Below are 14,427 nucleotides of genomic sequence, written 5' to 3' on the forward strand. Positions count from 1 at the left end.
CTTTCTGACACACCACCATAAATTTTAATAAATGGAGGTTTGCGTATTACTAAAATGCGAGGGCATGACTTTAATTCAATAATTCATTCTATAGTCATTTAAATAGGCTAATCATGGCGAAAATTTAATCAGCGGTTAATAGTTTATAAAAATAGACAGGCACAAAAAAACCTCAAGTAAATAAATACTTGAGGTTGAAACTTTGTACTTAATAATAACTAAGCTAAGTTTTAAATATGGCGCAGCGGACGGGACTCGAACCCGCGACCCCCGGCGTGACAGGCCGGTATTCTAACCAACTGAACTACCGCTGCTTAGGTCGTTTTTAGCATTTCGTCTTTTAAAAGACCCACTTGCTAATAAGTGGTGGGTGATGACGGATTCGAACCGCCGACATTCTGCGTGTAAGGCAGACGCTCTACCAACTGAGCTAATCACCCTTGCTGTGGGTGTGTATTATATAGATTTACACATGGCTGTCAAATATTATTTCAAGTTTTTTTAAATTGTGATTAATAGCCTTTATTAACGCTCAATAAAGGCGCACAGAAGTAACGACATAGACCATACAGCATAGACTATACAACCACTACACAGTTATTCATTGCGCGCCTGCTAAAAGCCACTATACTGATAATGCTTTTTGTATCTAATCAATAAAACAGCTGGCAAAAAGACAAATGGTTTGAGTGTTATCCAAAGAGGGAGGCGAGCATAGATATTTTTAAAATAGGTGACTTTTCTATTGATGACTATTTTACCACATGGTCGTTAGGCGACTTTGCTGGATTGGGTCTGTTGTTGCATATCATTTTAATGATAGTGATGACACTACGTATCGTTACGGTACAGCGCAATATTGGCGTGTCGATTGCTTGGGTTGCTGTGCTCTATACGCTGCCTTTGGTTGGCTTTATCGCCTATATCTTACTGGGCGAGCCGATGATCGGGCGGCGCTATCGAGCGCGCATGAATCAGGCGCGGCTCCTGATGAATGATATGGCAAAGCGTGAACAGTTGGTGTTTGATGAAGGGCAAGAGCTGCTACCTGATAATTACCGCGGCGTCAGTAAAATCGGTACGCGCTGGACAGGGTTTGGGGTATTTCCCGACCATCAAATGCAGCTATTGACCACGCCAAATGCTATTTTCGGGCGGTTAATAGAAGATATCAATGCTGCCCAGCGCATTATTCTGATGGAGTTTTATATTGTTTATCCAAAAGGGCAAATAATCGAGGTCATGGATGCGCTGATGGCAGCGGTGCGGCGCGGCGTAGAGTGCCATATTTTAGCGGATAGTGTGGGCAGTTTTAGCTTTTTTAACAGCAAACAGCATCGTATGCTAGAAGAAGCTGGGGTTTTTGTGCATCAATCGCTACCGGTTGGGTTGTTTAAAACGCTGTTTAAGCGCTCAGATTTGCGCAATCATCGTAAAATTGTCGTTATTGACGAACATATAGGCTATATCGGCAGTTTTAATTTGGTTGATCCGAAGTTTTTTAAGCAAAATAAAAACGTCGGTCAATGGATTGACGTGGCGATACGTAGTGTCAGTCAAGAGCCGATGAGTATTGCCACGGCGATGGCGAAGGTGGTGGCAACTGATATCGGAGCGGAGAATAAAGACAATCTCGACGCGCTCAATCACCGAGTGAATAATTATACCCGTAAGCTTTATGTCATGAACCCGACCATTAATGATATAAATAGCCGCGTTAAAGTGTTGGATGAGTTTTTTGACTCGCATGAGATTCCCGAGATTGGGTCGACCTCAATTGTCATACCGCGCATGCCAGTGGTAGAAAATGTATTAGCGCAATTGATACCGTCAGCGCCGCAAGTCACGGCGCATGTGATTTATAATACCTTGGTGACGGTGATTCACCGCGCCAATAAAAGCATTCGTATAACCACGCCGTATTTTGTCCCCGATGAAGCCTTATCAGGGGCGCTGACTACGGCGGCCAAACGCGGCGTCGAGGTGACGATTATCGTCCCGGAAAAGGTGGATTCATTTTTGGTGCAGCACGCCTCGCAAGCATATTATCAAGAGCTGCTTGAAGCAGGCGTGACCATTGCGCTGTTTAAAGGCGGACTGCTACATGCTAAAACGGTGGTTATTGATGACGACTATTGTCTGTTTGGTACGGTGAATATTGACATGCGCAGTTTTTATTTAAATATGGAGGTCAGCTTGGCGATTTATACGCCAGAGATGGTCGCTCAGGTTGCTGATTGCCAAGAAATCTACTTGCAAAGCTGCCGTTTTTTAAGTTTAGAGGAATGGCAACAGCGCCACGGCGCCGAGCGCCTACTGGATAATGTGGTGCGCTTATTTAGCCCTTTATTGTAGCGCTTTTGATTTTGGGTTAAGGTAAACTACTTATTTTTTATTATTATCATACTTGATTCATTAGCTCTATTATTGGTTCTTAAAATGCTTAGTTTTTAAAATACTTATTTATTAAAACGCTTATTTTTAAATTGCTACTTTGTTAAAGGATAGACTTGTCTTATGTCTGCATCGCCCATAACGCCCCTTGATTATATCGCAGCAGGCTATTGGCAAGATTTCCTAGCTGAGCGCCCCGTCGCTGGCGGCATGGCTTATGAAACCGAATTGCAGCGCTGCAAACTTGATGAGTCGCTGGCAAGTTTACAGCGTATAGATACCTTGCTGTCGCAGATACGCCGAGATATGATTAAGGCTGGCACGTGGGATGAGGCGGCATTACTGGCAGATGAGCGCCACCGTAATTTTATGGTATTTTTAGCGTTTTATGCCGGACGCGTATTGGCGCAGCAATGGCGACACACGCCGCATTGGTTTGGAGAATTTGAGCTACGTAAGCGTTATTCTGCATTACCGATTTTAACCGATGATTTTTATCAGCATATGGCGGTTATCTATCGTGACGACAGTAAGGTAGATGCTAAGCATAATATGCCGTCGCTATTTTTTGCCTTAGAGCCAATAGGCCTGCGCCTGTTTGGTCACATTGATCGACTTTTTGAGTCGGTGCAAGGTGGCCAAGTCGCAAGCGGTTTATATCAAGCAGTCAGTGCAAGGTTGCCAAACGCTGTTAATAATCATGAATTATCTGTCTCTGCCGCTGTAGAATCTGCTAATAAAGAGCTGCAAACAGCACCTGAGTTTAGTAAGACAGACACTCTATTAGCAAGGTCTAATTCATCAGCTGCTTCATTAGAAAGCTCCACTGTACAATCGACAGCAGCAGAAACTACACCAGTAAATTTAAAGCAAATAGAGCCAAAGCCAGTAATAAAACCAGCAGTAAAACCCCTCATAAAAGAAGCGCCAACCCCAGAGCTTTTTAGCCAACTGCTTACAGAGCTTAAAGAAATAGAGGTACCACAAACCGCTGGCAGGACAGAATATGAGCAAGCTTGTAAAGTTTTAGACCAATTTGAGCAGCATATTGCTAAGCAAGACAAACCGCGCGCGCAGATTAAATTTTCACAAAAGCATTTGGCAGCAAAGCAGCAAGCACTAGCGAAATTACAAGAAGCTGCCAATGCTGGCAACAGTACGGCTATGCTACGCTTGGCCATGTACGAGCTACTTGATGAGGGCCTGGCTACCGACAGTACGGCGGGCACGGCATCAGGCGTTGAATGGGTTCAGCAAGCGGCCAGCAAAAACGACAGCCGTGCCCAGCGCCTATTAAGTAAGATGTACTATCAAGGATTTGGCGTGCCGCAAGATATGACTAATGGCAAATATTGGCTGGAACAAGCGGCGCAAAATGGTCATGCAGAAGCGGCCAGTTTGGTCAGTCAGTGGCAGCAAGCGCAGGCGTTAATCAGCACCCAAAAGCAAGAGCAGCACAGTATCAAACGTTATCAGTTATTATTTGCAGTGATTATTGTGGTCGCTATATTAATATTTATTATTGTCTAACGCCTTATTTTAAATTCTAACTTTTAAATTCTCGTTTTTAAATTTTTGTTTCTAATAGCGAGTGCTTAAAACTATTGTTTAGCATTAAATTCAGGTAAAATTGGCGCGTTTTTTATCGCCATCTCTTATCGTCCGATCCATTACTAATCTGGGCTTCTTCATGCCATCTTCTGATAATTCCTTACATTCTCTTGATAAGTCGACTCCGCCACTACAAAGCCGAGCCGTTTATAAACCACCCATTTATTATCAGGTAACGATTGGTTTGTTAAAACCGCTATATCGTTTGCAAGTATGGCGCCGCTCGCATAAGCGTGACAATTATCAGCAAGAAGTTGAGCAGCGTTTTGGTAAGCGTTATCCTGCGCCGCCTGTGCATAGTGCCAAAGTTAAGTCTAATGCCAATGAAGATGGCAATTATAAAGAGAGCAATGGCAAAAAAGTCATCTGGTGCCATGCAGTATCGTTAGGCGAGACCAATACCGTCGCGCCTTTGCTTGACGCGCTATTAGCAAAAGGCTATCAGATATGGCTGACCAACACCACGCAGACAGGATATGCGCGCGGTGCCAGCCGCTTTGCCGACGACATCGCCCAAGGTCGTTTGAGCCATAGCTATGTTCCTGTCGACAGCCCTGCGGTAATTGAAACGTTTTTAGCACATGTGCAGCCCGTTGCCGCTCTGTTTGTGGAAACCGAGCTTTGGGCGAATATCTTAACTAAATTGTCCGAGCATCATATCCCAAGTATTTTGGTTAATGGCCGACTATCAGCGTCTTCTTTTAAAAGTTATCAAAAAATTGGCGCGGTCAGTGCCAGTATGATGAAAAACTTAAGTTTGATTATTGCCCAAGATAATGAGTCGGCAAAACGCTTTCGGCAACTGGGCGCTCATAGCGCGCAAATCCGCGTCGCAGGCTCGCTAAAATGGGTAATTAATACGCCAAAGCTGAATAATGACAATGATGATGTTAAAAAAGCTGAAATAGCAAACGATGGCGCAGATTTAGGTGTGGCAGATCGTCCGATTTGGGTAGCAGCAAGCACGCATAGCGGCGAAGAGGCGGCGGCGCTATCATGGCAGCAGCAAATCTTATCCAACCCTGCATTAGCCAATACTTTGCTAATTATCGTGCCAAGGCATCCAGAGCGCTTTGATGAAGTGGCAGAACTGATTGAAAAGTCGGGCTTAACAATGACGCGGCGTAGTGATGACGGTGCAATCAGTTCAAATACTCAAGTTTACTTGGCCGATAGTATGGGTGAGTTGATGAAGTGGTATGCGCTTGCGGATGTGGCATTGGTGGGCGGCTCACTGGTCGATATCGGCGGCCATAATCCCGTTGAGCCAGCAAGCGTGGCAACACCGGTATTGATGGGTGCTTATACCCAATCTTGTCAAAGCGTGGTCGATAAATTGGCGAGCGTTGGTGCGCTATATCAACCAAACAATAATTTTTATCGACGTATTAATGCTGATGGGCAAGCGTTTGTGCCGCAAGAAAAAGGTAAACAGTCATCTACTGATGACGATAGTCTACTTTATCAGCAGCTAAAATATTGGCTCAGCCATTTAACCTTGGCAAAACGAGCAGGGCAAGCGGGAAGTGAGGTGACCGAGCAGCAGCAAGCGGTACTGGGTCGGCAGCTATCGATGATTGAGGATGTGATTCAGCAATACGCAAAATCATCCTTTAACCAAGACGTGAAGCAAGAGCTGTTATAGATAACGCTATGAACTGTATACTATTGCCAGCAGCTAACTTTCAACAAGACTGCGCACAAATCAAAGATTTGGCACAAATTGCCCATGTGAAAACAGTATTGACCGCTAAGGTGGGCGATACGTTAAAAATTGGGCAGCTTGGCGGCAAGCTTGGTACGGCGATTATTGAAAACATCGCGCCTGATAGTCTTCAGCTGCGTGATGTCCATTTAACCATAAATCCGCCACCAAAGCTTAATCTCACGGTAGTTTTGGCATTGCCGCGACCAAAGGTATTACGCCGCCTGATCATAGATATGACCGCACTTGGCGTCAACGATATCATTCTTATCAACAGCTACCGGACGCAAAAAAGCTATTGGCAAAGTCCGATGTTGGGTCGCCTTGACGAGTTTGTATTAGAGGGGCTGCAACAAGGTGTTGATACGATAGCGCCACGCATCAGCCTGCAACAACGTTTTAAACCTTTTGTCGAAGATGAGCTTGTACCCCTCATCACTGATGGCGCAATTGTCGCCCATCCTTATAGTGCGCTGTCATTTGCGCAATATGGACAGCAATTCGCAAACCCCAAATCACCTCATGAATCGGTTTTACCAAGTATGGTATTTATCGGCGCAGAAGGCGGCTGGATTGATTATGAGATTGATCTACTTACCGAGCAAGGTTGTACGGCAGTCAACATAGGGCCGCGTATATTGCGTACAGAAGCGGCGGTTAATGCTATTTTGGGGCAGTGGCTGCTATACAGCCAATATTAAACAAGCAGTATTAGACAGTCAGTATTAGATAACCCATATTAATTTAGGCCAGCTAACCAAAGTAATCCTATCATTTTTAAGCAGTTAATAGCGCTTTACTGACATGGTAGGTCTAGATAAATGTATTGATAACTACTCTCATTTCTATTAGTATGTTGTTTTTAGTTTTGTCACCCTTCCATCGATTCATTTATCATTCATACGTGATTTTGACTGACAAATGATGCGTTATTTTTATCCCTTATTATCTGCGGTATTATCTTGGAGACATCTATGTCATTGAATGCGCCCGTAGCACCTTTGTCTTTTGTTCGCCCTGTCAAAGCGACCTTATCTGTTGCTATATTTAGCTTGATGTTGGGTTTGGTTGGCTGTAACAAGGCAGAAACGCCTGAACAAAATGCCGATGCTACGACAGCTGGCGCTGAGACAGAGGCTGCAGATACTGCGCCTGCTAACAGTGAGCATGTGGTTACCGCTTATTCTTCACATCATGAGCAGTCAGTAAAACCGTTACTTGATAAATTTACCGAAGAGACGGGCATCAAAGTTGAGCTCGTTACCGATAAATCAGGCCCATTAATGGCTCGCTTAAAGGCGGAAGGTAAAAACACCCCTGCTGATTTACTCATGACGGTAGATGCCGGTAATCTATGGCAAGCGGCAGATCAAGGCTTGCTACAGCCCGTATCGTCTTCTATTTTGGATGCGAACGTCCCTGCTAAGTATCGTGACCCAGAAGGTCACTGGACGGGTTTATCCTTACGTGCGCGTACGATATTTTATGATCCAAGTAAAGTTAGCGCCGATCAATTATCTACTTATGCGGATTTGGCCGATCCAAAATGGAAAGGCAAGCTGTGTCTGCGTACCTCAAAATCGGTTTATAACCAATCATTGGTCGCCAGCATGATAGAACACTTGGGCGAAGAGAAAACCGAACAAGTCATCCGTGGTTGGGTGGCAAACTTAGCAACAGATGTTTTTAGTGATGACACCAACATGCTAAAAGCCATTGCTGCTGGTCAATGTGAAGTGGGGCTGTCGAACAGCTATTACTACGGCCGCATCGTTGCTAAAGAACCTAATTTCCCCGTTAAAATATTTTGGGCCAACCAAGATACCACAGGGACGCATGTGAATGTGTCGGGAGCTGGGGTAACCGCTTATTCGGACAATCCAGAGGATGCTCTTAAAGTCATAGAGTTTTTATCTTCTGATAAAGCACAAGGGCTTTATGCCAGTGCTAATAAAGAATATCCGGTAAAACAAGGCATTGATGAGTCAGATTTGCTCAAATCGTGGGGCAAATTTAGACAAGATGATATCGGCGTTCAGAAGTTTGGCGCATTACAAACTAAAGCCATTCAATTGATGGACAAAGCCGGTTATAAATAAGTATTTGATACTAATACAGTAAGGTTTTATGCGTCTAATACGGTAACAGTTTTATGACGACATGGTTTTATAATGACAATGTTTCTATGACGATAATGGTTTTATGATGACGATAGTTTTATGATGACCCTGCCAAAAGCGTCTGCTGATCGAGATTCTGATAGTACTATCCGTCAAGGACGTACTGTCAGCCGTGACTATGCCATGCAAAAACGTATCACCTCAAAATCAGTCTTAGGGCTGATTTCGTTGTTTATGTTCATCCCAATTATAGTGGTGCTGTTTTCGTGGACACAGCCGGTTGAAGAAATCTGGGCGCACATGGCCGATTATGTATTGCCGCAAGTCCTTAAAAATACCGCTGTGTTATTGACCATGGTGATCATCATAGCAGGCAGTATCGGCACTGGTCTTGCGTGGGTGACGAGTATGTACCGCTTTCCAGGGCAGCGGTTTTTTTCGTGGGCGCTGATGCTGCCATTAGCAATGCCCGCCTATGTGCTTGCCTTTGTTACCGCTGGTATCGTGGATTTTAGTGGCCCGCTACAAACGGCTTTAAGAGAGTTTGGAGTGACATCTGCTATTCCATCGGTACGCAATGTCTGGGGTGCTGGTCTTATCCTGTCATTGGCTTTTTATCCTTACGTTTACTTGTTGGCACGCCAAGCATTTTTATCGCAAGGTAGGCGGGTGATTGAGGCAGGGCAGATGCTCGGTCTGGGTCGTAGCCGTATCTTTTTTCGTTTGGCATTACCGCAAGCACTTCCTTGGATCATTGGTGGTCTCTTATTAACAACGATGGAGACATTGGCGGACTTTGGCGCGGTGTCGGTGTTTAATGTCGACACCTTTACCACGGCCATTTATAAGGCGTGGTTTGGTTTTTTTAGTTTGACGACCGCCGCGCAGTTGGCAGCGTTATTGATTGGTGTGGTCTTTATCGTTGTATTGTTTGAGCAATACTGGCAAGCACGCCGCGGTACCACGACCCTCTCTCAAGGTGGTAATCGTCGTCTTGAGACCAGTACGGCGGCCAAAATTGCTATGACAGGGCTTTGTGCGCTGGTGTTTTTAATCGCGTTTTTGGCGCCATTTTTACAGCTTATTTACTGGACGCTCACAAACTTTCGCCAAGATTTTGACGAACGTTATATCGGCTTTGTGACCAATAGCCTTATGATTGCAAGCATGACCACGCTGTTTATTGCTTTTTTGGCGGTAACTATTGCGTGGATCAAACGCCAATATCCTGAAAAAACCACTCAGATGATGGTGACATTTGCCACTTTAGGCTATGTGGTGCCGGGTACGGTACTGGCTGTTGGGGTGTTTATACCCATCGCGTGGCTGGACAATCAGATGATTGGCTTTGGTCTTATCTCCAAACAAGTGTTGTCCGGTAGTGTGATTGTGATGTTACTTGCTTTGTCAACGCGCTTTATGACCGTGGGATTTCAGCCTGTGGACCGTCAGCTACAGCGCTTGACCGTGAATCAAGAAGCGGCAGCAAAATTGCTCAGTGATAGCCCATGGCAGCGCTGGCGGCAAGTGATGTTGCCCGTGCTTAGTCCTGGGGTGTTGACCGCATTATTGATGGGTTTTGTTGAGGTCATGAAAGAGATGCCCATTACGCTTATGACGCGGCGGCACGGCTGGGACACGCTGGCGGTGCGGGTGTTTGAGATGACGGGCGAGGGCATGTGGGAACGTGCTGCTTTGCCAAGTTTACTCATCGTGCTGGTTGGCCTTATTCCGGTTTGGATACTGCTGCGTCAAAGCGATAAGCAGGGTTAAATTGTCTCTTATTAAAGAAATTATTAAAAAATAGCCTTATTAAAAACAACAGTATTTAAAAACCTATTCATGATGGGTTTATTCACTAATAGCTTACTGGTACCGTCTATGTATACTGACTTGATGAACGATTCAACCAATCCAGCAGCGCCAAAATCTGTAAAAGTTGGCGGTAAGGCAAAACCGGAGCCTGTGAAAAAATCCCCAATAACGCCATTAACTAAAGCTCAGGTAGCGCAGCTGCAAGCGGATAAAAGCTTGCCTCATCCGTTAAATCAAAATGCAGTAAAACCAAGCACAGAAAAACAAAGCTCCGTGCGAAATAATCATTCTTCTCCTGCCAATGGTGACAGTGCCACCGATGCGTATTTTAGCGTAAAAGATTTAATCGTCGGCTATGACGATACGATTATCGTCAATGGCTTATCGCTTGATTTACAGCAAGGCGAAATCGGCTGCTTTTTAGGGTATAGCGGCTGCGGAAAAACCACGGCGTTAAGAGCGATTGCGGGCTTAGAGCAAAGCCGTGGCGGCAAGATTTATTTAAATAACCAGCGTCTAACGGAACGATCAGCACGTACTAGCTTTGCGGTCGCACCCGCCAAGCGCGGCATGGGCATGGTGTTTCAGGATTATGCGTTATTTGAGCATTTAAGCGTGGCAAAAAACATCGCTTTTGGCCTGAACAAATGGTCGGCTGCCGATAAAAAAGCGCGCGTTAAAGAAATGTTAGCGCTTGTCGAATTGACAGAACACGCCGATAAACGCCCCAGTGAGCTATCGGGTGGCCAGCAGCAGCGGGTAGCATTGGCACGTGCATTGGCACCAAAGCCCAAACTTGTGCTACTTGATGAGCCCTTTTCTAATCTGGATGTGGTGCTGCGCGAGTCCCTAGCGATGAACGTCCGAGATATTCTTAAACGTACCAATACCACCGCTATTTTGGTCACCCACGACCAAAACGAAGCCTTTGCTTTAGCCGACAAAGTAGGGGTGATGGATAAAGGTAGATTGGTTCAGTGGGCGACGCCAAGTGAGCTTTATCATGAGCCGGTCAGTCCGTTTGTTGCTGAGTTTGTCGGCGAAGGGGCGATGATAGACGGCATTATCAAAGAAGGCCATGTCGAGACCGCGCTTGGAGATATTTATCGGCGTATGGAAGTCTATGATGAGTTAGGGCAGCCGCTGTATTGCGAGTATGATTATCCCAATGGGACGCCGATTAAGGTATTGGTACGTCCTGACGATATCATTCATGATGATGAAAGCACGCAGACGGCGCTGGTGGTTGGACGCGTATTTCGCGGCGCAAACTATCTTTATCGTCTGCAGCTTGATGATGGTCAAACGGTTTTATCGTTGGTTGCCAGTCATCATAACCATGAAATTGGCTCGCAAATCGGCATTTTACCTATCCTAGAGCATGTGGTGGTGTTTGATGAAAAAGACATCAATGCTACCACCTGGTCAGAGTATGATAGGTCAGAGCGCGTGGAAGACGTTAAATAACCAGCAATCTTAAGCTTGGCGAATCCTTAAGCCTGGCGAGTCGCCATTATATGCAAATAGCGCCCAAGCCATTTATACGGCTCGAGTTGTGAGTAGCGCAGCTCCATGCGTATAACGGCATTAGGGTCGTTATGACCGCCGCGCTTTAGCGGCGCATAATCATGAAATACCCGTAAACCGCTGGCAGCTATCGTTTTATACGCATGCGCCTTTAACCAAGTCTCTACTTCTTCTTTGGCGACCGGATGATTTGGCGTGAGGCTTTTTTTATTGTCCGCTTTATAATCCGCGTTATCTAACAAGTTAAAATTACCCATGATAAGATTGCGATAATCAAAACTTGCCGGATTATAAAAACACAGCGACAGCGCCCCATTATCGCTCAAGTGCTCATCAAAAAAATCCATCACAGCCGCCGGTTCTGCCAACCATTCGAGCAGGGCGTGGCACATAATCAAATCAAACTTCTCTGTTTTATCCGCTAACTTTTCTTCAAGCGCTTGATATGGGCAGACATACCACGTGATAGCTAGAGCTTTATCATTTTGCGCGGCGCTTGCTTTGGCTTTTTCTAACATATTGGCGGAGATATCATTGATGACTAGCGTGTGTCCTTGAGTAGCAAGCTCAATGGCAATTTGTGCAAGCCCTGCGCCGACATCCAAAATACGTAACGGTCGCCCAAGCGTTTTGCTTAACTTCTTAGTATAGTCAAAAATATCACGGCGTAATACTGCCAGCCGAATGTCGCCCTTTAAGCCGCCATAAACCTTTTTTTCAAAATGATCCGCAATCGCATCAAAGCTGCGATCGGTGCGCGTGTCAGGTTGTTTGTTCGGCTGGCTGAGCGATTGATTATTTTCTTGGTTGTTTTTGTGGTTCATAACGGGCTCTGTGGTAACTAATAGTTGGCTGCGGTATTTTTTGTTCTTTATACCATGACTTTGCATGGGCTTTATTTATGTTCAAGCGTTATATTTTATCAAAGGACATATTTTGGCGTATCCTACAGTAAAGCAGAGCGCTAAGCCATGGTACGTGTAGCGCATAGGCTGTTTACTTCAAGGTATGAGATGTGTCTTCTCTTTTTTTGTTGGCTTTTCCTAAGTTTTAGGGTATAAATAGTAAGAATTAAGCAACAATCTCCGCTACGTTCCCTAATAAAGCTTCTGCAATTTTAAATTATTTATTGCCAAGGAATGTAGGCAATTTTCTGTTTTATCACTGCTAAGGATAGCAATCATGGTCTTACCCAACACATCTATTATAAACAAACCCATCATGACGCGCGGTATATTATCGCTAGCTATAGCCAGTAGCTTATTGCTTGCTGGCTGTAATGACGACAATGATAAGATTGGTTTTAATAATACGCCCCAACATATCGCCTCTTTTACTGCTGCTCAAATAGATCAAGAGTTGGAAGAAGCCTCAGAAATAGGTAAAGCAGTAACACCAAATGCTATTTGCGGTGTAACCGTAGAAAAAATTAGCTACCAAACTAAAGGGTCAGCAGGTGAGGCCACCAATGCAACGGCTGCTTTGATGCTACCTAGTGGTGATAGCGACGAGTGTCAAGGTGATCGCCCAGTACTATTACATGCTCATGGTACCGCAACTGAAAAAAACTATGACTTTACCCAAGTAGGTAATCTTGATAATCCGGCAGGCGCTAGATCGACGCTGATGGCTGCAAATTTCGCCGCGCAAGGCTATATAGTAGTCGTGCCAAACTATGCCGGCTATGATACTTCTACTCTAGACTACCATCCGTATCTAAATAAAAAGCAACAATCAGAGGAGATGGTCACTGCGCTAGATACAGCGCGTGCGCTTATTAAACAACAGCAAACTGCCAATAATGCTAACTATGTCAAGGTCAAAGATTCTGGTAAGTTATTTATAACCGGCTATTCACAAGGCGGGCACGTGGCTATGGCGACAGCTCGTTTATTACAGGATCAAAATAGAGTTGTTACCGCCATTGCACCATCATCAGGGCCTTACGCGTTGGCTGCTTTTGGTGATGCTATAGTCTCCGGTAATGTCAACGTCGGTGCTACTGCTTTTGTACCCTTGTTGGCCAGAAGCTTACAAAACGTAGATGGCAAAATCTATCGGAATCCCACGGAAATTTTCACTAATCAATATGCAGATATCAAGCTACCAACGACATCAACTTTTGAAGATTTAATAATAGCTGGCAAGCTACCACAGACTGCTTTGTTTCAAGCGGCACCGACAGGCATACCTCAACTTGATCCTGTTTCGCCAAGTGATAAATTTGGTTTTGCTGCAGAAAATTATTTGATCCAAACGAGCTTTCGCGCCGCTTATCTAGCTGATGTTCAAGCAAATCCTGATAGTTTAATAGCCGGTACAGGAGTGCTACCCGCAGAAAATCCGCAAAACGAGTTACGCAAAGCGTTAAAGGCAAATGATCTACGGGGTTATATCCCTAACATGCCAACGCTAATTTGTGGTGGTAATCAAGATCCAACCGTGTTTTATGATCTTAATACTGGGGCAATGGCAGCTATTTTAGAAAATGTTAGTCAACAAAACCCAAGAACTAATTTAAACGTTACTGTTTTGGATGTTGATTCAACTAATGAAGACGATGATGACCGTGAAGACAAGTCTATACTGACCCTAGTAGGTAAAGCTTCGATGAATGACTGGGACGTGAGTACAATAACAAAAGGCGTCCAAAACCAATTTGCAGCTACGGTGCAGTTGGTTGGTAATAATGCCGCCCAGAAGGTGATTGCTGACGGTGGTACACCAGCAGAAGCACAAGAAGCTGCAAAAATAGCAGTAGCTAGCACTTACCACGCCGGTCTTGTTAGCACCGCTTGTACTAATGCCACACGTCAATTTTTTGATCAAGAGTTTAAACAATCTTAATACGGTCTAAATTAAGTACTAATGGTGATATTCATAAAAAACTGTACCCATAAAGGTGCAGTTTTTTTATGAACTACGATTCAAAAAATGCTAAAGACAAAACACTGTGATTAAAGTCATTTTTATCTTTCTAACTAGGAAGGAAGATAGTGCGCTAATCAGCTGTTTTGCTTGATTTTAATAGCATCGAGAACCCCCTAAATCGGCAAAAATGTGTTAAAATAGCTTCTTTAATTAAACCTTACTTTTAACAAGAAACGTATCGCCATTTTCCTATTATTTAGCTCGTTTGATGGCGCTTTTTATAGTCTGTTTATCAGGGATATTGACGCTTTTTAGCGCCTTTATTTTTGTATGGCTATCAGCATTTTTAACCGAGCCAAATTTTAGAAAAAGAATGTAAATAAA

At 44.5% G+C, this 14,427-nt stretch carries 9 protein-coding genes and 2 tRNA genes; 8 read left to right on the forward strand and 3 right to left on the reverse strand.

Annotated features, from left to right (window positions below):
* Nucleotides 1-237 precede the first annotated feature (237 nt).
* Nucleotides 238-314, reverse strand: a tRNA-Asp gene (locus tag B4240_RS05700).
* A gap of 50 nt (nt 315-364) precedes the next feature.
* Nucleotides 365-440 (reverse strand) — tRNA-Val (locus B4240_RS05705).
* Nucleotides 441-720: 280 nt separating this feature from the next.
* Here B4240_RS05705 and B4240_RS05710 point away from each other — a divergent pair.
* From B4240_RS05710 to B4240_RS05740, 7 genes are all read left to right on the forward strand, one after another.
* Nucleotides 721-2,355 (forward strand): cardiolipin synthase, encoded by a 1,635-nt coding sequence (locus tag B4240_RS05710; RefSeq protein WP_414707099.1) that lies wholly within the window; start codon nt 721-723, stop codon nt 2,353-2,355.
* A gap of 162 nt (nt 2,356-2,517) precedes the next feature.
* Complete coding sequence (locus tag B4240_RS05715; protein ID WP_296237337.1) at nt 2,518-3,924, forward strand: sel1 repeat family protein; 1,407 nt, start codon at nt 2,518-2,520, stop codon at nt 3,922-3,924.
* Between the two features lie 160 nt (nt 3,925-4,084).
* A complete protein-coding gene (locus tag B4240_RS05720; RefSeq protein ID WP_296237340.1) occupies nt 4,085-5,650 on the forward strand; it encodes a 3-deoxy-D-manno-octulosonic acid transferase in 1,566 nt (521 codons plus the stop codon).
* A gap of 8 nt (nt 5,651-5,658) precedes the next feature.
* Nucleotides 5,659-6,411: a 16S rRNA (uracil(1498)-N(3))-methyltransferase gene (locus tag B4240_RS05725; RefSeq protein WP_296237342.1), complete on the forward strand. Its 753-nt coding sequence runs from the start codon at nt 5,659-5,661 to the stop codon at nt 6,409-6,411.
* 273 nt (nt 6,412-6,684) lie between these two features.
* On the forward strand, nt 6,685-7,809 hold the full coding sequence (locus tag B4240_RS05730) for a Fe(3+) ABC transporter substrate-binding protein (protein WP_296237344.1): 1,125 nt from the start codon (nt 6,685-6,687) through the stop codon (nt 7,807-7,809).
* Nucleotides 7,810-7,929: 120 nt separating this feature from the next.
* Complete coding sequence (locus B4240_RS05735) at nt 7,930-9,603, forward strand: ABC transporter permease (RefSeq protein ID WP_296237345.1); 1,674 nt, start codon at nt 7,930-7,932, stop codon at nt 9,601-9,603.
* Nucleotides 9,604-9,672: 69 nt separating this feature from the next.
* Entirely contained in the window at nt 9,673-11,112 is a 1,440-nt protein-coding gene (locus tag B4240_RS05740) for an ABC transporter ATP-binding protein (protein WP_414707098.1), read from the forward strand.
* Between the two features lie 26 nt (nt 11,113-11,138).
* Here the strand turns inward: B4240_RS05740 and B4240_RS05745 are convergent, their stop codons facing one another.
* A complete protein-coding gene (locus B4240_RS05745; protein WP_296237347.1) occupies nt 11,139-11,996 on the reverse strand; it encodes a methyltransferase domain-containing protein in 858 nt (285 codons plus the stop codon).
* Nucleotides 11,997-12,354: 358 nt separating this feature from the next.
* On the opposite strand from B4240_RS05745, the gene B4240_RS05750 reads away from it, so the two are divergent.
* Entirely contained in the window at nt 12,355-14,019 is a 1,665-nt protein-coding gene (locus tag B4240_RS05750) for an alpha/beta hydrolase family protein (protein WP_296237350.1), read from the forward strand.
* The last annotated feature ends 408 nt before the right edge of the window (nt 14,020-14,427 follow it).

The sequence above is a fragment of the Psychrobacter sp. UBA5136 genome, assembly GCF_002414005.1.
Classification (GTDB): Bacteria; Pseudomonadota; Gammaproteobacteria; order Pseudomonadales; family Moraxellaceae; genus Psychrobacter.

What these genes read in the sequence shown, in the direction of transcription:
- B4240_RS05745 (WP_296237347.1), bottom strand. Translation starts at nt 11,996, where the DNA reads ATGAACCACAAAAACAACCAAGAAAATAATCAATCGCTCAGCCAGCCG.
- B4240_RS05730 (WP_296237344.1), top strand. Translation starts at nt 6,685, where the DNA reads ATGTCATTGAATGCGCCCGTAGCACCTTTGTCTTTTGTTCGCCCTGTC.
- B4240_RS05720 (WP_296237340.1), top strand. Translation starts at nt 4,085, where the DNA reads ATGCCATCTTCTGATAATTCCTTACATTCTCTTGATAAGTCGACTCCG.
- B4240_RS05740 (WP_414707098.1), top strand. Translation starts at nt 9,673, where the DNA reads ATGATGGGTTTATTCACTAATAGCTTACTGGTACCGTCTATGTATACT.
- B4240_RS05715 (WP_296237337.1), top strand. Translation starts at nt 2,518, where the DNA reads ATGTCTGCATCGCCCATAACGCCCCTTGATTATATCGCAGCAGGCTAT.
- B4240_RS05725 (WP_296237342.1), top strand. Translation starts at nt 5,659, where the DNA reads ATGAACTGTATACTATTGCCAGCAGCTAACTTTCAACAAGACTGCGCA.
- B4240_RS05735 (WP_296237345.1), top strand. Translation starts at nt 7,930, where the DNA reads ATGATGACCCTGCCAAAAGCGTCTGCTGATCGAGATTCTGATAGTACT.
- B4240_RS05750 (WP_296237350.1), top strand. Translation starts at nt 12,355, where the DNA reads ATGGTCTTACCCAACACATCTATTATAAACAAACCCATCATGACGCGC.